The organism is Hymenobacter baengnokdamensis (genome assembly GCF_008728635.1).
Lineage (GTDB): Bacteria > Bacteroidota > Bacteroidia > Cytophagales > Hymenobacteraceae > Hymenobacter > Hymenobacter baengnokdamensis.
Genome location: NZ_CP044285.1, coordinates 2021199 through 2038854 on the forward strand (window position 1 = coordinate 2021199; position 17656 = coordinate 2038854).

13 protein-coding genes, 1 rRNA gene and 1 pseudogene are annotated in these 17656 nt (G+C 58.1%); 10 read left to right on the forward strand and 5 right to left on the reverse strand.

Going from position 1 to position 17656, the window contains the following annotated elements:
* Window positions 1-2 precede the first annotated feature (2 nt).
* The 7 genes and pseudogenes from rrf (at window position 3) to F6X24_RS08660 (ending at window position 5854) form a co-directional block, all read left to right on the forward strand.
* A 5S ribosomal RNA gene (gene rrf, locus F6X24_RS08635) occupies window positions 3-114 on the forward strand.
* Window positions 115-530: 416 nt separating this feature from the next.
* Window positions 531-707, forward strand: a pseudogene (locus F6X24_RS19425) (BatA domain-containing protein); the annotation flags it as partial.
* Window positions 708-977: 270 nt separating this feature from the next.
* A complete protein-coding gene (locus F6X24_RS08640; protein WP_229725442.1) occupies window positions 978-2582 on the forward strand; it encodes a hypothetical protein in 1605 nt (534 codons plus the stop codon).
* A 55-nt stretch (window positions 2583-2637) separates the two neighbouring features.
* On the forward strand, window positions 2638-3195 hold the full coding sequence (locus F6X24_RS08645) for a DUF4199 domain-containing protein (protein ID WP_151087616.1): 558 nt from the start codon (window positions 2638-2640) through the stop codon (window positions 3193-3195).
* A 31-nt stretch (window positions 3196-3226) separates the two neighbouring features.
* Entirely contained in the window at window positions 3227-3754 is a 528-nt protein-coding gene (locus F6X24_RS08650) for a DUF4199 domain-containing protein (RefSeq protein ID WP_151087617.1), read from the forward strand.
* Between the two features lie 19 nt (window positions 3755-3773).
* Window positions 3774-4724: a glycosyltransferase family 2 protein gene (locus F6X24_RS08655; RefSeq protein WP_151087618.1), complete on the forward strand. Its 951-nt coding sequence runs from the start codon at window positions 3774-3776 to the stop codon at window positions 4722-4724.
* Window positions 4721-5854 (forward strand): glycosyltransferase, encoded by a 1134-nt coding sequence (locus F6X24_RS08660; RefSeq protein ID WP_151087619.1) that lies wholly within the window; start codon window positions 4721-4723, stop codon window positions 5852-5854. The genes F6X24_RS08655 and F6X24_RS08660 overlap by 4 nt, the downstream gene beginning before the upstream one ends.
* Before the next feature lie 108 nt (window positions 5855-5962).
* Here F6X24_RS08660 and F6X24_RS08665 read toward each other — a convergent pair whose 3' ends face one another.
* Together F6X24_RS08665 and purB are read right to left on the reverse strand one after the other, a co-directional pair.
* On the reverse strand, window positions 5963-7069 hold the full coding sequence (locus F6X24_RS08665; protein WP_151087620.1) for a glycosyltransferase family 9 protein: 1107 nt from the start codon (window positions 7067-7069) through the stop codon (window positions 5963-5965).
* A gap of 82 nt (window positions 7070-7151) precedes the next feature.
* Entirely contained in the window at window positions 7152-8492 is a 1341-nt protein-coding gene (gene purB / locus F6X24_RS08670; protein ID WP_151087621.1) for an adenylosuccinate lyase, read from the reverse strand.
* A 331-nt stretch (window positions 8493-8823) separates the two neighbouring features.
* Here purB and F6X24_RS08675 point away from each other — a divergent pair, with 331 nt between their 5' ends.
* The 3 genes from F6X24_RS08675 (at window position 8824) to F6X24_RS08685 (ending at window position 12715) form a co-directional block, all read left to right on the forward strand.
* Complete coding sequence (locus tag F6X24_RS08675) at window positions 8824-10980, forward strand: transglycosylase domain-containing protein (protein ID WP_151087622.1); 2157 nt, start codon at window positions 8824-8826, stop codon at window positions 10978-10980.
* 76 nt (window positions 10981-11056) lie between these two features.
* Window positions 11057-11632: a glutathione peroxidase gene (locus tag F6X24_RS08680; RefSeq protein ID WP_151087623.1), complete on the forward strand. Its 576-nt coding sequence runs from the start codon at window positions 11057-11059 to the stop codon at window positions 11630-11632.
* Window positions 11633-11797: 165 nt separating this feature from the next.
* Window positions 11798-12715: a 1,4-dihydroxy-2-naphthoate polyprenyltransferase gene (locus F6X24_RS08685; protein WP_151087624.1), complete on the forward strand. Its 918-nt coding sequence runs from the start codon at window positions 11798-11800 to the stop codon at window positions 12713-12715.
* 5 nt (window positions 12716-12720) lie between these two features.
* On the opposite strand, the gene F6X24_RS08690 is transcribed toward F6X24_RS08685, so the two are convergent.
* The 3 genes from F6X24_RS08690 to F6X24_RS08700 form a co-directional block, all read right to left on the reverse strand.
* Window positions 12721-15168, reverse strand: a complete 2448-nt coding sequence (locus F6X24_RS08690; RefSeq protein WP_191906518.1) for a DUF3160 domain-containing protein — start codon at window positions 15166-15168, stop codon at window positions 12721-12723.
* A 193-nt stretch (window positions 15169-15361) separates the two neighbouring features.
* Complete coding sequence (locus tag F6X24_RS08695; protein WP_229725444.1) at window positions 15362-16525, reverse strand: CapA family protein; 1164 nt, start codon at window positions 16523-16525, stop codon at window positions 15362-15364.
* A 67-nt stretch (window positions 16526-16592) separates the two neighbouring features.
* The gene (locus F6X24_RS08700; RefSeq protein ID WP_151086484.1) at window positions 16593-17633 is read right to left on the reverse strand and encodes an IS630 family transposase; all 1041 of its coding nucleotides are present in this window, start codon (window positions 17631-17633) and stop codon (window positions 16593-16595) included.
* Between the last annotated feature and the right edge of the window lie 23 nt (window positions 17634-17656).

Here is a 17656-nt window from a genome sequence, read left to right on the forward strand (position 1 = left end):
GCAATGGTGGCTTTAGCCCGGGTGTTCACCTCTTCCCATTCCGAACAGAGTCGTTAAGCCCCGGTGCGCCTATGGTACTGCCTTCACCGGTGGGAGAGTCGGTCGCCGCCAACTTTATAACCCAAGCCCTGCTTACCCCGCTTTCCCCAGCGCGTAAGCAGGGCTTTTGCGTGTGTACCCTTTACTACAGCCCGCCCTGGCTGTAGGCTTCCCCGATTAGAGTTTAAACTCTGCCAGTAAAAGTATTAATGTGTTATTTATTATTTCTCTATAAGAGAATATACATTGATTGAGGGCTAGAATGCGATTTTGTGGGCCACACTTTAAGCGTACTACAGTAATTTGTCTAGTCAGTTCCCCCTTCACGAAGCTATACTATAATTGATTAAACAGCTGATTGTTAAATAGATATTTTGCCTTGGTTTGCTACTTGGTATAATTGCATTACCTGATTCTGCGCGTTTGCATGAATAGAATGGGTAGTTTTGTCGTTATCGCATGGAGTACTAGTGCGAGTGAGCGTACAAAAAATGCAGTTATTATATCCAGGCTTTTTGTGGGGGCTGCTAGCAGCAGGAGTACCTGTGGTAATCCATTTGCTGCAGCTGCGACGACCGCAACGGGTGCTTTTTACCAATACGGGTTTTATTCGTGAGGTTGAGTTGACTACTATGCGTCGGCGACGGCTGCAAGAGTTGCTAGTGTTGCTGGCGCGAGTAGCGGCCATCGTGTTTCTGGTACTACTGTTTTGTCAGCCTTTTCTGCCGGTTGGCAATAGTGCAGCTCGGGTGACTAATGCAACTGTTGGGGTATTGATTGATAATTCGGGCAGTATGCAGGCAGCCGGGCTATCGCAGTCTAAACTGGTGCAGGAGGCAACTGCCGGGGCTGCGGCGTTAGGTAAAAGCTACGGCGCAGGGACCCACTTCAGACTGCTAGGACAGCAGGGAGGCAGCTTGAGCGAAGCAGCCTATCTATTGTCACTTAATCAAGAGGCGACGAACAGTGCAGTGAGCTGGGGGGATGCAAAAGTGCGCGATGCCTTGCAGGATGAGCAGCAGGGGCCGCTCTATTTATTCAGCGATTTTCAAAAAAACGAGGCTGCACCGGCTATCTGGCAGCACATACGGCATAAGGGTGAGGTCGTGCTCGTGCCGCAGGTAGCCCAGCCAGCCGGCAATATTTATGTTGACAGTGTGTGGCTGAACGATGCTTTTGTACGGACCGGTACGGCTATCGGATTGCACATACGACTACGCAATGGCGGAGCAGTGGCAGTAACCGACTGCCCTGTGAAGGTGTTTCTCGGTATACGCCAGGTCGCTGCCTTCCGGGTAACAGTAGGAGCAGGGCAGGCCAGCGAGACTACGGCGCAGGTTCAGCTAGCGGATAGTAAGCTAACGCTGGGGCAGGTGATAACGGGAGACGCTTCGGTGAGTTTTGACAATACTTATTACTTTACCGTACAGCCTGCAGCGGCTATTCGAATACTGGAGATAGGACCGGAGGCGGCTACTCAACAGGCTTATGCCGCGGAGCCGCTGTTTACCTACACATTTGCCAAGCCGCAGAAACTGAATTTTGAGGATATGCGGCGGGCCAATCTAGTGCTGCTGCGCGAAGTGCCTCAGGTGGATGCCGGCTTGCGGGAGGCCATGCTAAATGTAGTGCGCCGGGGTGGAAGCGTGGTGATAGTGCCACCGGCTGATGTAGCGGCGCATACTTCTTACCACGAGTTGTTTAAGGCATTAGGAGTGGGAGGTGAGCAGTGGGAAGCTCCTGCTGTGGGTGTACCAGTACGGCAGGAGGTTGCTATGCCCAGTCCGCACGACCCGTTTTTCAGAGATGTATTTGGAGCGCAGCCTCGGAGCGTGGTGATGCCGCAAGTGGCGCCCGTGCTACGAATAGGGCGAGCAGGCACTGATATCCTGCGGCTGCGCGACGGTGAGGGCTACCTAACCGAGTTTGGCAATGGGGCAGGCCGGACTTATGTATTCGCAGCGCCATTTGCAAAAGAGTACTCCGACTTTCCTGCGCACTCGCTCTTTGTGCCGGTACTGTATCGGCTCGCGATGCTTAGCTATCACAGCGACCAACAGCCAGCCTATCGGCTTAGTACGCCGGCGGTGGCGCTGACGGTGCCGCCCTCGGCAACCGGCGCTGGCAACGGCGAAACAAGCTATCGCCTGGTGCATGACAGCCTCACGTACATTCCGACACAGCGCATGCAGGGCGGGCAGCTGCACCTAGAAGTGCCGGCTGGCCTGCGTGCACCGGGATTTTATGAGCTGAGGAAGAATGGACAAGCTGTTACGACCTTGGCTTTTAACGCGGCCAAGCGGGAATCGGAGCTTGCGGCTTACTCAGCCACTGAGCTTCGCCAGCTGCTGGGTTCTACCCATCCGAACGTACATGTGCTGGAGGATGGTGCAAAGCCCGAAGTCTTAGCGCGTTATCGTGCCGAGCAGATGAGCCGGCCTTTGTGGCGCTACTGCCTGCTACTGGTGCTGGCTGCTTTATTGGCAGAAGGACTCCTGTTGCGCTTTGGGCGACCACGGGCGGCCAAGGTAGCAGTGGCCTAGCTCAAAGCAGGTAGCCCGTACAGCGAGTTGTATCTTGCGGGTCGATTTGTAGTATATGCAGCCAGAAGATTCGATAAGCAGAAAGGAAGCCGCTACTGATGCTGCGGGATTGGTCCGGCGTCTGGCGCTGCGCTTTGGGGTAGGGGCTGGTATAGCGTGCGCCGCCTGGCTCTTGTTTTTGCAGCTATCCGGCAACAATGCCCTGGGACCTAAGCAGCTACTGGGTGAGCTGCTGGTGCCTATGTTCGCCGCTGGTAGCCAATGGGTGTTGCGTCGCAAGCTCGCGCCCGAAAAACCGGGTGTAGGCCGGTCGCTGGCAGTAGGTGGACTGACGGTGCTCCTGGCGGCTACGATTGCCGCGGCCAGCATGTGGAGCCTGGCGCATGGGGCGGGCGAGCCGGCGCTGGCGCGTAATAGGGCTGAGCAGATAGAGATAGTACGGGTGCAGCAGGAAATGCGGGCAAAGGAGAAGCGCAACCAACAGTTTGAGCAGGATGAGCTGCGGCAGGCGGCAACAATATCGGTGGCTACGCTGGCCCGCGGAACATTTGCCTATGTATTAATTCTGGGGATGCTGGGCGGAGTGCCAAGTGGGTTATTTTTGCGCAAGTGAGTCATCAGCTTTTCACTTTTCCCTCTTTCCCATGCAAACGGCTACTCCTTCCGCTTCTACTTCCTCAGTAGCGCTACGCTATGGCCTGCTAACAGGCTTGGTTGGCATTATTTACATGTTTGTAACGTTTGCTACCGGCCAGGAGTCTAATCAACCAGTAAGTTGGTTTAGTCTTGTCATTCCAATTACCGGAGTATACCTGGCGCACAAAGCATTTAAGCAGCTCAACGGGGGCTTTATGTCTTATGGGCAGGGAGTAGGTATTGGCGTGCTGCTATCGGTGGTAAGCGGCGTGCTATCATCGGTTTTTAACTATGTTTATCGGACGATTATCGACCCGGATGTGACCACCCGAACCGTTGAGGCAGCCCGTGCTAAAATGGAAGCCGCTGGTACTATGAGCGATGCGCAGATAGACCAGGCAATGGCAATGGCCAGCAAGTTCTCATCGGGGCCTATTATGCTGATAATCGGCCTGGTGGTTTCAGTACTGTTTGGCTTACTTACCTCGTTGGTGATAGCTGCTATCACCAAAAACCCGAAACCCGAATTTGAATAAGCCAGCTGTTAGCTTTCCGGTGGAGCTATCCATCGTTATTCCCCTGCTTAATGAGGCCGAGTCGCTGCCCGAGCTTACGCGCTGGATTGCGCGCGTGCTTACAGCGAGGGGGCTTTCGTACGAAATTATTCTTATCGACGACGGCTCGACCGACGACTCGTGGACGGTAATTGAGGCACTGGCCGGGCAGGATATGGCGCTGCGCGGTATCCGCTTCAATCGCAACTATGGTAAGTCGGCGGCGCTCAATGTGGGGTTTGAGGCTGCACGCGGCCGGGTGGTGTGCACCATGGACGCCGACCTGCAGGACTCGCCCGAGGAGCTGCCCGAGCTGTACCGCATGATTACTGAGGACCACTACGACCTGGTGAGCGGCTGGAAGCAAAAGCGGTTTGACCCGCTCTCGAAAACCATTCCGACCAAGCTGTTTAACGGCGCGACGCGGGCTATTTCGGGCATTCAGCTGCACGATTTCAACTGTGGGCTAAAGGCCTATGACCAGCGCGTGGTGAAGGCCATTGAAGTATACGGCGAAATGCACCGCTACATTCCGGTGATAGCCAAGTGGAACGGCTTTCGCAAAATTGGCGAAAAGGTGGTGCAGCATCAGGAGCGCAAGTATGGCGTGACCAAGTTCGGCCTGGAGCGTTTTATATATGGTTTTCTCGATTTAGCCAGTATCACGTTCGTGAGCCGGTTTCGGCGGCGGCCCATGCACTTTTTTGGAACGCTGGGCTCGCTTTCGTTTTTTGTGGGAATGCTGCTGACGCTGTGGCTGACGGGCGAGAAAGTGTGGCTGTCGCTGCACAACCTGCGCGCGCGCAACGTAACCGAGCAGCCGCTGTTTTTTCTGTCGCTGGTGGCCGTAATTATTGGCGTACAGCTGTTTTTAGCTGGTTTTCTGGCGGAAATGGTGCAGCTTAACGGCCCCCGTCGCAACGATTACCTGGTGCGCGAAACGCTACGATGAAAGTTGTGATTATCGGCCCGGCTTATCCGCTGCGCGGCGGACTGGCAACGTACAATGAGCGGCTCGCGCGGGCATTTAAGCAAGCCGGCGATGAGGTGCGAATCGTCACGTTTTCACTGCAATACCCTGGTTTTCTGTTTCCGGGGCAAACGCAGCTCAGCACTGAAGCGGGGCCGACTGATTTGGCGATTGAAGTCAGCCTGAACTCGATGAACCCGCTTTCGTGGCTGGCAGTGGGGCGGCGGCTACGGCGCGAGCGTCCCGATTTGGTAGTATTTCGGTTTTGGCTGCCGTTTATGGGGCCGGCGCTGGGCACGGTGGCGCGGCTGGTGCGCGGCAATGGCCACACCCGCGTAGTAGCGATTACCGACAACGTGATTCCGCACGAGAAGCGGCCGGGCGATGGCCCGCTGATGCGCTATTTTCTGAGTGCCTGCGATGGTTTCGTGACCATGAGCCGGAGTGTGCTGGCCGATTTGCAGCGCCTGGGTTTTGGCAGCAAGCCGGCGCTGTACCGGCCTCACCCGCTCTACGACAACTTTGGGCCGCCCAGGCCAAAGGCCGAAGCAGTGAAGGCCCTGGGACTAGCTACGGAGTTTGCCTATATCTTGTTTTTCGGCTTTATCAGGGCCTATAAGGGGCTGGACATTCTGCTCGAAGCGCTGGCCGATGCGCGGGTGGCCGCCTTGCCGGTGAAGCTCATTATTGCCGGCGAGTTTTACGAGGAGGCCGCGCCGTACGAGCAGCTTATTCAGCAATACGGGCTGGAAAACCGACTGGTGCGGGCCACCGACTTTATCCCGAATGAGCGCGTAGCCGATTATTTCTGCGCCGCCGATATGGTGATGCAGCCTTACAAAAATGCTACTCAAAGCGGTGTGTCGCAGGTAGCCTATCACTTTGGCCGCCCTATGCTGGTGACCGACGTGGGTGGGCTGGCCGAGCTGATACCGGCCGGCGTAGTAGGCTACGTGGTGCCACCTACGCCCAGCGCCATTGCCGATGCCCTGGCCGATTTTTATGAAAACAACCGGGAAGAAGCCTTTGCGGCCGGCGTGCGGCAGGAAGCTAAGAAATTCTCGTGGGAGGTGATGGTAGCGGCGCTGAAGGAAGTAGCGCGGGCTTTGTAGTCCGGGCTACCTCTTTTAGCGTAGTTTCCAAGTTGTTGTGCCGGCCGCCCCAAGCCCTACACCGGCTGGAAAATTGCGCTATATGCCCGTTGTGTACGAAAGTCTGCGCTACTGCGGCACGCTTTCCGCTACGGCCTGAAATACCTTCTCAGCCGGCAGGTCTTCCATGCAGCTAGTGCCCAGGCGGCAGGTGCCGCGGTAGAAGCATACACATTGCTTGTCAGGGCCTACGATTTGGCCGCGGCCGTAGAGGTCAAATTCGTGGGGGTTGAAGATATTGTTCATCAGGATGGTCGGTTTGCGCAGCGCAATGCTGATGTGCATCCCCATTGTTACCTGCGTCACGATGCCGGCCATCTGGTTCATGAGGTTGATAAAACGGGGCAGGGGGAAGGTGCCCAGGTAAGCCGCGCCGGTAGCTGCTTGCAGCTCCAGGTTGCGCGGGTGCTCGGCTTCGCCGCCCAGCAGCACCGGCGCGTAGCCGGCCGCCTGCAGCTTATGGATAAGCTGAATCCACTTTTCGGTGCTCCAGAGGCGGGTAGTCCAGCGGTCGCCGCAGCCGGTATTGAGGCCAATGCGGGGGCCGGCACTGGCGGGTGGGAGGGCCGACCAGTCGTAGCCTTTGTCGTCGTGGGTATCGAACACGTACTCCTCGCCCCGAAAATCGAAGCCGCAAAGCTCAAATATCTCTTGCACGTAGGGCTTGGTATTGCCCAGGCTGAGCTGGTCGAACACGCCGGTGAGGTACTTGTGGTCGGCTAGCGCGTTGATAGGCCAGGGCACGCCGTCGTAGGGCCGGAGGGTGTAGCCAAACTTAGTTTCGGCCTGCACATTCAGCAGCAACGCGGCGGCCTCTTTTTCCTTGTCAAGGTTGATGGCAATATCGAAGCGCCGGGCCTGCAGGTGCAGCGAACTGGCATAATCGAACTTCAAAATCTCCTCGATTTCCTGCTGCGGCAAAATAGCCGGCGTAAGCGTGAGCCAGGTAATATAGCAGTCGGGATATTCTTGCCGCAGCCGCCGCAGCAGCGGCGTAGTCCGAATGACATCACCAATAGCCCCGAGCTTGATAAGCAGAATCCGCTTGCCAACGGGCGCATACACGGGGCAGTCGCCGCACATATAGCCGTGCTCTTTATTAGGGCGGCAGGGCAGGTCGCCGCGAAAATGGCGGCAGTCGGGGCAAACGGGGATATCGTGAAGAAGCTCGGGCACGCGAAGGGCAGGCTGGATGAAAAGATAAAAGTAGCGGCTTGTAGCTTACCCAAGCCACAAGCCACAAAGCAGCTGAAGTGCCCTACCTGCCCACGTAGCCGCCGGGCGTCAGCGCCCGCAGCTCAGCTTTCACGCGTTCGGGCACGTCCAGCTCTTCTACAAAGTCGGCGATGGTAGCGGCCGAAATAGCGCCGCCGGTACGGGTGAGCTGCTTGAGCGCATTGTACGGGTCGGGGTAGTTTTCGCGGCGCAGGATGGTCTGAATGGGCTCGGCCAGCACGGCCCAGTTGGCATCGAGGTCACGGGCCAGCGCGCTTTCGTCGAGGGCCAGCTTACCCAGTCCGCGGGCAATGGCCCCGAGCGCGATGAGCAGGTGGCCCAGCGGCACGCCCAGGTTGCGCAGCACCGTAGAGTCGGTGAGGTCGCGCTGCAGGCGGGAGATGGGCAGCTTGGCGGCAAAGTGCTCGAGCAGGGCGTTGGCAATGCCCAGGTTACCTTCCGCATTTTCAAAGTCAATGGGGTTGACCTTGTGCGGCATAGCCGATGAGCCGACTTCGCCGGCTTTCAATGTCTGCTTAAAATAGCCCAGCGAGATATACTGCCACACGTCGCGGCACAGGTCGATGAGGATGGTATTGAGGCGCTTCCAGCCGTCGCAAAAAGCGGCCAGGTTGTCGTAGGGCTCAATCTGGGTGGTGGGGAAAGTGCGGTGCAGCCCCAAGGTATTCTCCACAAACCCCTGGGCAAAAGCGTGCCAGTCGATGGCCGGGTAGGCCACAAAATGCGCGTTGAAGCCGCCGGTGGCCCCCCCAAACTTGGCCGCGTAGGGCACTTGGCTCAGCAAGGCCAGCTGCCCGTCGAGCCGGGCCACAAACACCGCCAGCTCTTTACCCAGGCGGGTAGGGGAGGCCGGTTGGCCGTGGGTGCGGGCCAGCATGGGCACGGCGTCCCAGCCGTCGGCGAGGTCGGCCAGCTGCGTGCGCACCTGCCCGAAGCGGGGCAGCAGCACCTGCTGCATGGCGTCCAGCAGGCTGAGCGGAATGGCCGTGTTGTTAACATCCTGCGAGGTCAGGCCGAAATGGATGAACTCCAGGTAGCTGCCCAGGCTCAGCTTGGTAAATTCATCGCGCAGGTAATACTCCACGGCTTTTACATCGTGGTTAGTGACGGCCTCATGGGCCTTAATGGCCTGCGCCTGCGCTTCGGTAAACTGCTCGTAGAGGCGGCGTAAAGCCGGAAACACGCTGGCGGGCACGGCTGCCAGCTGGGGCAGCGGCAGCTCGCAGAGGGCAATGAAATACTCTACCTCGATGCGAACGCGGTAGCGCATCAGCGCCAGCTCCGAAAAATAAGGACTGAGGGTAGCCGTTTGGCGCTGGTAACGGCCATCGAGCGGAGAGAGCGCAGTAAGGGGCGAAAGCATAGTGCAAAAGTAGGCCCGGCAGTGACCAGCCGTAGCTTTTCACGCAGGTAATGGCGCTATGAGCAGTGTTATTGCGAATAAGACCGCTGCGCCCAGTCTGTGAACGGTAGCCCTCGGCAAGCAGCTAGCCAGCACTCTCCGCCGGAAAAACGCTAGGGGCGCTCTACTATATGCAAATGGAATGGCAGCAAAATGCCTGGCATCAAACAAAGCAGTCCGGCGTAGTTAGCTGCCAGGCAAGCCCGCCAGGAAGCGACAGCTGTCATTTTCGCATGAATAAGGCAGGTCGCTACGCACTAAAAGCCCGAGCACAAATCCTACCTTTGCGCTAATGCCTCTATCAGTTGTTGCCAAAAAACGAATTCTTTACGGCCTGGCCGGCCTGACAGTGGTGCTGCTACTAGCGCTCGGCGTGTTTCTATGGAAGCGCCAGCAGCTGCTGAACTACGCGTTGGGCAGAGTCAAAACCCGGATTGAGCAGAAGTACCCAGTAGTGCTCACCTTGGGCCCCGCGCATTTTACGAACCTCAAAACTGTAGAAATCGGGGGCATGCGCCTGGTGCCGACCGCCGCGGCCGGACCAGCGGCAGTCGGCGATACGCTGCTCACCGCTCGCCGCCTGCAAGTCAGCCTGAGCTTACGGTCGCTTTTTGCCGGGCGGCCGGTGTTTAGCGACTTGCAGATTGAGCGGGCCCACCTGACGGCGCACAAGGATGCGCGAGGGGGTAACAATTTCTCTTTTCTGCTAAAGAAAAAGGGACCGGCGCCGGTGGCCCGCGATACCGTACACGGTACTAATTATGGCTTGCTGCTCAACCAGGTGCTTGATGCGGGCTTCGGTAATGTGCCGGGTGCGGCCGATTTCACCCAGTTTGTAGTGAGCTACCACAGCCCCGACCACCGGGTGCAGCTCACCATGCCGCGCCTTACCATCGACGATGGGCAGGTGCAGGGGCGGCTCACGGCCAGCGTAGATGAGGTAGTGAACGAGCTGGGTATGAGCGGCAGCATTGACCCCAGCGACTACGCCCTGAACCTGCGGCTGTTTGGGGTAAATGGCTCGGTCCAGGTACCTTACGTGGCGCAGCGCTTCGGGGCGCTGGTGTCGTTCGATACCGTGCGGGTGCAATTGACGGGCAAAGAGTTTACTGCCGATGAGCAAACCGGCGGCCAGCTAACCGTGCATGGCTCGGTGGCGGCGCGCAACTTCAGCTTTTTTCATAAGCGCCTCTCTTCCGAAGATATCGTGGTGCACCAGGGGCAGCTCGATTTTGTGGCTACGCTGGGGCGGGGTATGTTCTCGCTCGACCCCGGCACGCGGGCCGTGCTCAATCAGCTGGTGTTTCACCCCGAAATAGCGGTGCGCCTCAAGCCCCGGCTGGCCGTTAAGATTAAGGTAGATTCGGACCCCACGCCCACCAACGCCTTCTTCAACTCACTGCCCGAAGGCATGTTTGATGTGGTGACCGGGACGGCCGGCACCGGCACGCTGGCGTATCACCTCAAAGCTGACGTGGATATGGCGCGCGTCGACAGCCTGCACCTCGACTCGTCGCTGCAGCCCAGCAAGGATTTTAGTATCACGCACTTCGGGGCTGAAGATTTACGCATGCTGGAAGGAGAGTTTCCCTTTACGGCCTACAACGACCGGGGCGACTCGCTGCGCACGTTTATGGTTGGGCCGAGCAACCCCGACTTCACGCCGTTTGCCGAAGTCTCGCCTTTTATGCCCGCCGTAATCCAAACCACCGAAGACCCGCAGTTTTTCCGGCATCACGGCTTCATGGAAAAAGCTTTCGTGAATGCGGCTATCGAAGACATTAAGGAGAAGCGCTTTGCCCGCGGTGGCAGCACGCTGAGTATGCAGCTGGTGAAGAACGTATTTCTGAGCCGCGAAAAAACCGTGGGCCGCAAGGCGGAGGAAATGCTCATGGTATGGCTGATTGAAAACTGGCTCGTCGACCGCACCCACACGCTTACCAAGCAGCGCATGTTTGAGATTTACCTCAACATTGTGGAGTGGGGGCCCACGGCCTACCGCTGGCCCAGCGGCAAGCGCGGGGTGTACGGCATTCGGGAGGCCGCGCTTTTTTACTACGCCAAGCGCCCCAGCGAGCTGAATCTGGGCGAGTGCATCTACCTGGCCAGCATCATTCCCAAGCCAAAGTATTATAAGGAATCATTTAATGTATATGGCGAGCTGCGGGGCACCACGCGCTGGTATTTCCGCTTCATTGCCGACATCATGCAGAATAAGAACCTGATAACAGCCAGCCAGCGCGACAACCTGAGTTATTCAGTGAGCCTGAAAGGGCCGGCCAACAAATATATAGTTCGCGCTATACGTGATACAGTGCGCACGGTGCAGCCCGGCGACACGGCCGAGCTGGCTCCCCTCAACCTCGTAGACCTGTTGAATACCGGCGCGCAGCCCGCCCCGCCCGCCCCCGGCGGTAGCCCGGCCCCGCCGCCCGGCCCCCGGCCTTAGCAAGGCAGCTTCTTTTTAACATTTAGCCCGGCTGTTGGTTATCAGTCGCTTTTACATCACAATTGCTGACTTCATTATGAAAATCACCGTACTTGCCATGGCTGCTGCTGCCACGCTCAGCCTGGCGTTCACCACTCACCAGCCCACGCCTATGCACCCCGCCGAAACTGCCGCCGCGCCCGGCACCGTGTACGACTTTACCGTGAAGACTATCGACGGTAAAGAAGTGAAGCTGAGCAAGTATAAAGGCAAGAAAATCCTTATTGTGAACACCGCTTCCAAGTGCGGCTTCACGCCCCAGTACAAGGAGCTGGAAGAGCTGTCGAAAAAGTACGCGGGCAAGGTGACGGTGCTCGGCTTTCCTTCCAACAGCTTCAACCAGGAACTGGCTTCGAATGAAGAAGTATCAGCTTTCTGTGAGAAGAACTACGGCGTAACCTTCCCGCTGTTTTCCACCGTTGCGGTAAAAGGCGACGATGCCACGCCGCTCTATAAGTTTTTGGCCGACAAGGAGAAGAACGGCGCCGTGAGCGACGTGCCTACCTGGAATTTCTGCAAGTACCTGGTCGATGAGAAAGGCCACGTAGTAGCCTTCTACCCTTCTAAGGTGAAGCCCCTGAGCGACGAGCTGGTGGCGGCTATCACGAAGTAGATTGCGTCGACTTCGCCAGAAACAGAACGTCATGCTGAACGAAAGGAAGCAGCCCGCTCGCGCCGTTAAGGGTAATAACCCAACGATTCGGTCGAGCTGCTTCCTTTCGTTCAGCATGACGTTCTGTTTGAGCTAAAATAACCCTTTGGTAACCAACTATTTCTGATGTCTCCCTGGATTTCTGCATTTCGTCCGCGCACCCTGCCCTTGGCGTTGGCCAGTATTCTTACGGGGGGCTTTCTGGCTAAGGCAACCGGGCAGTTCAATGGCCCTGTAGTAGCGCTGGCGGCCTTTACTACCATTCTGCTTCAAATACTTAGCAACCTGGCCAACGACTACGGCGACTCGCAGAACGGAGCCGACAGCGTGCACCGCCAGGGCCCGCTGCGGGCCGTGCAGAGCGGGGCCATCACGCCAGCCGAAATGAAGCGGGCCATGTGGGGATTTGGCGCGGCGGCTTTGGTAAGTGGCGTGGCGCTGCTGCTGCTGGCCTTGGGTTTGGCCGGGGCGTGGGTACTGCTGGCGTTTTTTGTGCTGGGGCTGGCGGCTATCTGGGCGGCGGTAAACTACACGGCGGGCGCGCGGCCATACGGCTACGCCGGCCTGGGAGATATATCGGTTTTTATATTCTTTGGTATCGTGGGCGTGTGCGGCACCTACTTCCTGCAAGCCTATTCGTGGAAGCATGAGGTGGCGCAGTCGCTGCCGCTGGCCGTGCTGCTACCGGCGGCTGCCCTGGGCTGCTTTGCTACGGCCGTGCTGAACGTCAACAACATCCGCGATATTGCTTCGGATAAGCTGGCCGGTAAAATCACGGTACCCGTGCGGCTGGGACCGCAGCACGCGCGCCGCTACCACTGGCTGCTGCTGCTACTGGGCGTGGCTTGCGCAGTGCTGTACGTGGCCCTTACCTATCACTCGCCCTGGCAGTGGCTCTTCGTGCTGAGCCTGCCCCTGTTTGCCTTCAACGGCCTTCAGGTATGGAGCCGCCAGGAGTCGCAGCATCTCGACCCGTTGCTTAAGCAAATGGCATTGAGCACGCTCGTATTTACGGTGCTGTTCGGGCTGGGGCAGGTGCTGTAGAGGAACTACTCGCTGTTAGCGGGTAGTCCAAAGCCTATTCCAACACTGCCCTTCTCATTTTTGAGGCTATTCTTGTTCAGGGCGGGTACGGGCACGATTAAGTCGTGGAGCCAAATAGGGCGGGGAGGTGGCGATTTGGCTAACTGCGCCTGCCACTCCTCATCGGTATAACGCTTGGTACTTACAAACTCGTAGTAGCTGAATACCGCACCCCGCATCAGCACGGGGGTGCCGTTGACTTCGACTACTACATATAGTGCATCAGCCGCGCCAACGGCCTCTTCCAGCACATCGCTGTTATAGGCGTATACATCGGCGGCCAGTGCCACACGGCGCTCGCGCTCGGGTAACGGGTCACCTCCATTGAGCTTTAGGGTGCGAAGCGTTAAACTTTCCACTTCGCCACCAATATGCGAAAGGTCTTTCATTTCCTCTAGGCTTAGCGCTTGGTGCGCGACCTCCTTACTGGCCAAGCGGTACAGCTTGGCCGTCAGCTTACGCAGGTCTTTGTTCAGGCTGTCTAGGTGGGGCGTATTGGCGTGCAGGCGGTGCAGGGCCTGAGCTTGGAAATCGAGCAGCGCCAGCGCATTTTTCCAGAAGGGTATAGTAGGCTCGACATACCCAAGGTGGTGGGGTGGGGGTGGGCCACCACCGCCGCCACCCATTTCTGCTCCCATTGGCTGCTCTGAATACAGCAGTAAGTCGTGCTTCAGCTCGGTCCAGCCGCCAAGAGCAGTGCTGAGATTACGCCGCTGCCAGGCCGGCGTACGGGTAAATAACGGTGGCGTAGGATCGGCCGAGGGCGCGTTCAGGCTCAGCAATACCTGCATGGTTTTGGTATACAGGTTCTGGTCCCAGTTGCGGTCGCGGGCAAAGCGTTTCTGCACCGCACGTAACGTGTCGGGATAAGCTGGCCAAGCGGTAGCTTCCTTAAATTGATTCAACAAGATGTCTTCCGCTGTGTGGTTGCCGAAGGCGGCAAAGGCATCCAGCCCTTTAGGAAAAGGCCGCTTGGGGTTAGGCTTCAGCACCTCTGTGAGCCGCGACAATATTTCTCCGTCAAACGTGTAGCGCCCGGCCGTGAATAATAGTATGGGCCGCGCCAGGGCCGTAACTGCTTTTGAAGTAGCGCCTTTCGGGCGGATGCGGTCGGTACCGGCGGCCACCAGCTGATGGCGCAGTCGAGCCAGTGTGGTGGGCGTGGCCAGCTGGTCGAGCGTTCGCCCAGCGTAATCGGTTTTGAGCAAGTGCAGCAGGTGGGTGAGCGAGCGGTTGTCCTCATCACCCACCAATACATCGAGCACGTGGGTGAGGTCGGTAAAGCCCTGGGTCGCCTGCGGGCTAGCAGCCAATGCTTTAGCTAGGGCCGCAGCGTGCAGCAGCCCGGCATCCGAATCGAGAAAAACCGGGGCTGTGTTCAACCATTTCACCGTGCGGAAGTAACGCCGTGTGGTGTCGTTGCGGGTGTACATGCCGCGCGGCTTCATGGCCTGATACTGAAACAGCGAATCCTGCAAAAACAACGAGCTTTTAGCTTGAGCCGCCGTGCCGAGCGCTACCTCGCTGGCTACCTGCCCGGCGTAGGCTCCAGTTACCGGCTGTACGCTGCCGGTGAGCAGATTGCGGCTGATAGCGTAGTAAGCAGTAGCCCACTCGGCTGCGTCGCGGGCCTGTGGATTCTGGCACTGGCTGGCTAGGGCTTGGGCCTGGATAGTGCCCTGGCTCAGCATTTGGGCTACGATGGGGGCGAGGCGCTCTTCCTCCACATCGCTCAGAATGCCATTCAGGTACTTGTGCAGCAGTTGTAGGAGCAGGTCGGTAGTGACGAAGTTGGGCGTATAGGTGTACTCATTCTGGTCGTAGAGGTAGAATAACTGCTCCTCTCGGGTGGGCACGATGGCAAAGTTTTGACGGACCAGCGCCGCCCGCCAGGCCGGCGTCAGGGGATATTCCCGTTGGTTTACCACAAAGTCGATGCCTATCATCGGGTAGCCGGCCTGCGAGGTTACTCTGTGCTCCAGCAACACCAACTCCTGGGCGTGGATTCTTTTGGCAAAAGCTGCTTCCTGCTTATTCAGCGGGACTGGTATTGGCTGTGGGCTGTAGACCTCACCTATAAACTTTGCGTTGGTGTCCCACACCGGTCGATACCATTTGCGCTGGTCAAAATAGTTGCGTACTGTACTGTTCATAAAGCAGTAGCCATTGCGGGCGTATAACTCATTGCGCAATAAAAGCAGGTCGAGGTATGACTTGCCGGCCAGGTTCTGGTTGAAGTTAAGTGGAGGCGGAGTGGCATGATGTCCTCCCTCGGTGGTGGCAAATTCATTGTAGCCTTCCCCGGTTTCATAAAATTCTTTAATCTCGGGACTGCGGTACAGGGTAGTCAACCGGGCTTTATTCTCGGTCAGTTGTACTGGTACCAACTCTCCAAACCCGTTATCCTGCATCATATCAGAAAAGACGGGTGCTATTGACTGCCTTGCCCCAGGCGTTGCAACAATGGCAGGGTTTTTTTGGCCAACTGGGGTAGGCAGCGCAGCCGAACGCTGCCGCCAATAAATGCTCAAGGCGGCTGACACCAGCGCCAGTACACTCAGCGCCACGAATAGAGGTCTGCGGTTCATATGTGAATTTATATATCAACTAATGTGTTGGGCCGCTTGGCTGCACAAAGGCCCGATATACTGCCGTCCGCGACAGTCGCCGCGCCAGAAATTTATCGAGTACCAGTCCAAACCCTTGCCAATGATAGTTCCCAATGCAATAGCGACCAGCTGTTTCCTGCTCAATAGTTTGCACATAAGTGAGGCCGTGCGTATATACAGCTTTAAAAAAAACGATATCGAACATCAGTCGCGACCCGCGCCAGCGTGGGTGCAACTGCCCACTGCTGTCGAGGCTATACACGAATAGCCGCCGTCGCACCACGCCATCGAGCGGCGTGCGCTTCACCGGTCCGATGAGCAAATCGGGCTGACCATCGTTATCCACATCGCCTTGCGCAAACCGGTACACCGGAAAACCTAGTGACAATACCGTTTCGGCATCGCCGGAGCGGGCGCGTACTTGGTATTGGCGCATATGAGGTAAATAATGCAGGCGCACAGTGGTGCGCCTGCCACTCGGCCCGGTCAGCGTGAGGTGCTTTACAAGATAGGCGGGTAGTGAGTCGGTCGCCGTAGCCGGCACGGTGGGACGCGCCTGCCAACCGGCCGCATTGGTGGCGATAAAAGAGGCGCTGGTATCGGTAGGGTTGAGACGCCGGACTAGGGCCTGAGCAGTTGATGCATCGGTAGCGAGCTGCGGCACCGCTCCGGCCAAGCGCAGAGGCCGTAGATACGTGGCGTTGACCCAACCATTGTGCAGGTCAAAATCGACCTGTGTGGCCAGCTCAGTAGCTGAGCCGCGCCGGTCAAACAGAAAGTTGCCCAGACTATATACAATGGGTCGGCCCCGATAAAACTCTACCGGTTGCACCACGTGGGGGTGCGCACCTATCACAGCCGCTGCGCCCGCGTCGACGAGGTCGTGGGCCTGTTGACGCTGCTCGGTGCTGGGCTGAGCAGCGTACTCAGTGCCCCAGTGCAGATATACCAGCACTGCTCGCTCAGGAAACAGCGTTTTGTAAGTCGCCACCCGCTCGCAGAGAGTGGCAAAGTCGTGGCCACATACGCAGCCTTCGCCAGCAATCTGCTGTGTCAAGGCTGAGTAGGCAAAGATTACTACGCTGCTATCGGCTCCCAGCACCGTAGGCAGGCAGCCCGCCAGCGAGTCGGACTGGTAGCCAAGCATTCCCAACTGCGCCACCTTCCCGGCGCGGGCCGTGGCGCTCAGGCCAGGCAGATGTTGGTCGAGGGTGTGGTTATTATACCCGTCACGAAGTGGGTTGCGAATCCAGGAGGTGAAAGTTGAGGGTAAGTAAGGACGCGAGTTCTTGGCCGAACTCGTTGAGTCGGGAGAAGAAGCCGAGCACGGCTTGTCGGAAGTGGCCCTTGGTGCGGTAAAAGGTGGCGTTGATGATTTTCTGGCGCAGGAACTTCCACAGGCGCTCAATCAGGTTCAGGTTGGGCGAATAGGGCGGCAGAAAGACCTGCACCAGGGGCTTATCGGCCAGCCACTGGGTCAGTTCCTGGTTTTTGTAGTAGCGGGCGTTGTCGCAGACCACGTAAATCGGTTGGCTGGGATGGGCGGCCAGCAGCTGTTCGTATAAGGCTTTTGTGCTCTGGGCGTTGACGCAGGCCGTTTCGTGCACGTACACCTGCGTAGGGCAGTGCGCGTTGAGGGCCGCGTTCAGATTCACCCGTTCGCGTCCGCTGACCGTAGGCAGGGGCCGCTGTGCGCCTTTTTCGGTCCAGGCCCGGGTGCAGCGGGTGTTGTGGGTGGGGTGGGCCGCGTCGGCAAAATACACCACGGCGTCGCCGGCCGCAGCCCGTTCCAGCAGGGGCTGCAACCGGTTGGCCAGAAAAGCGGCCTGCGCGTCGGCGTCCGCTTCGCAAGGCATGGGCGTGGTGAGCTTGTACACAAAGCCCAACCGGTGTAGCAGGTCCGTCAGGCCCGAAACCGAGTAGCGCACGCCGGTGGCCTGTGTCAGCCAGGCCTGCAACGGGCGGCAGTCGGTGTACAGGGTCCGGCGCAGCTCCTGGCACAAGCCGGCGAGTTGGGTGCTGGTCAGCAGCCCCCAGTAGCCGCGCTGCTCGTGGGCCAGGTACTTCTCCAAGCCCAACCGGGCAAAGGCCTCGGCGTAGCGGTACACCGTGCCATCATCCAGCCCCAAATCGTCGGCAATGCTTCCCGCCGAGCGCCCCTTGTCCAGCAACAGCACCACCGTCACTTTTACGTAGCCCTCGTCATCGCGCCGTTGCTTTTGCAACGCACGCAACCGTTGGCGCTCCGGGTCGGTGAGGGAAACCTGCATGCCGCAAGTTTAATCAACGGCTT

What these genes read in the sequence shown, in the direction of transcription:
- F6X24_RS08645 (WP_151087616.1), top strand. Translation starts at nt 2,638, where the DNA reads ATGCAGCCAGAAGATTCGATAAGCAGAAAGGAAGCCGCTACTGATGCT.
- F6X24_RS08650 (WP_151087617.1), top strand. Translation starts at nt 3,227, where the DNA reads ATGCAAACGGCTACTCCTTCCGCTTCTACTTCCTCAGTAGCGCTACGC.
- F6X24_RS08660 (WP_151087619.1), top strand. Translation starts at nt 4,721, where the DNA reads ATGAAAGTTGTGATTATCGGCCCGGCTTATCCGCTGCGCGGCGGACTG.
- purB (WP_151087621.1), bottom strand. Translation starts at nt 8,492, where the DNA reads ATGCTTTCGCCCCTTACTGCGCTCTCTCCGCTCGATGGCCGTTACCAG.
- F6X24_RS08675 (WP_151087622.1), top strand. Translation starts at nt 8,824, where the DNA reads ATGCCTCTATCAGTTGTTGCCAAAAAACGAATTCTTTACGGCCTGGCC.
- F6X24_RS08680 (WP_151087623.1), top strand. Translation starts at nt 11,057, where the DNA reads ATGAAAATCACCGTACTTGCCATGGCTGCTGCTGCCACGCTCAGCCTG.
- F6X24_RS08685 (WP_151087624.1), top strand. Translation starts at nt 11,798, where the DNA reads ATGTCTCCCTGGATTTCTGCATTTCGTCCGCGCACCCTGCCCTTGGCG.
- F6X24_RS08690 (WP_191906518.1), bottom strand. Translation starts at nt 15,168, where the DNA reads ATGATGCAGGATAACGGGTTTGGAGAGTTGGTACCAGTACAACTGACC.
- F6X24_RS08700 (WP_151086484.1), bottom strand. Translation starts at nt 17,633, where the DNA reads ATGCAGGTTTCCCTCACCGACCCGGAGCGCCAACGGTTGCGTGCGTTG.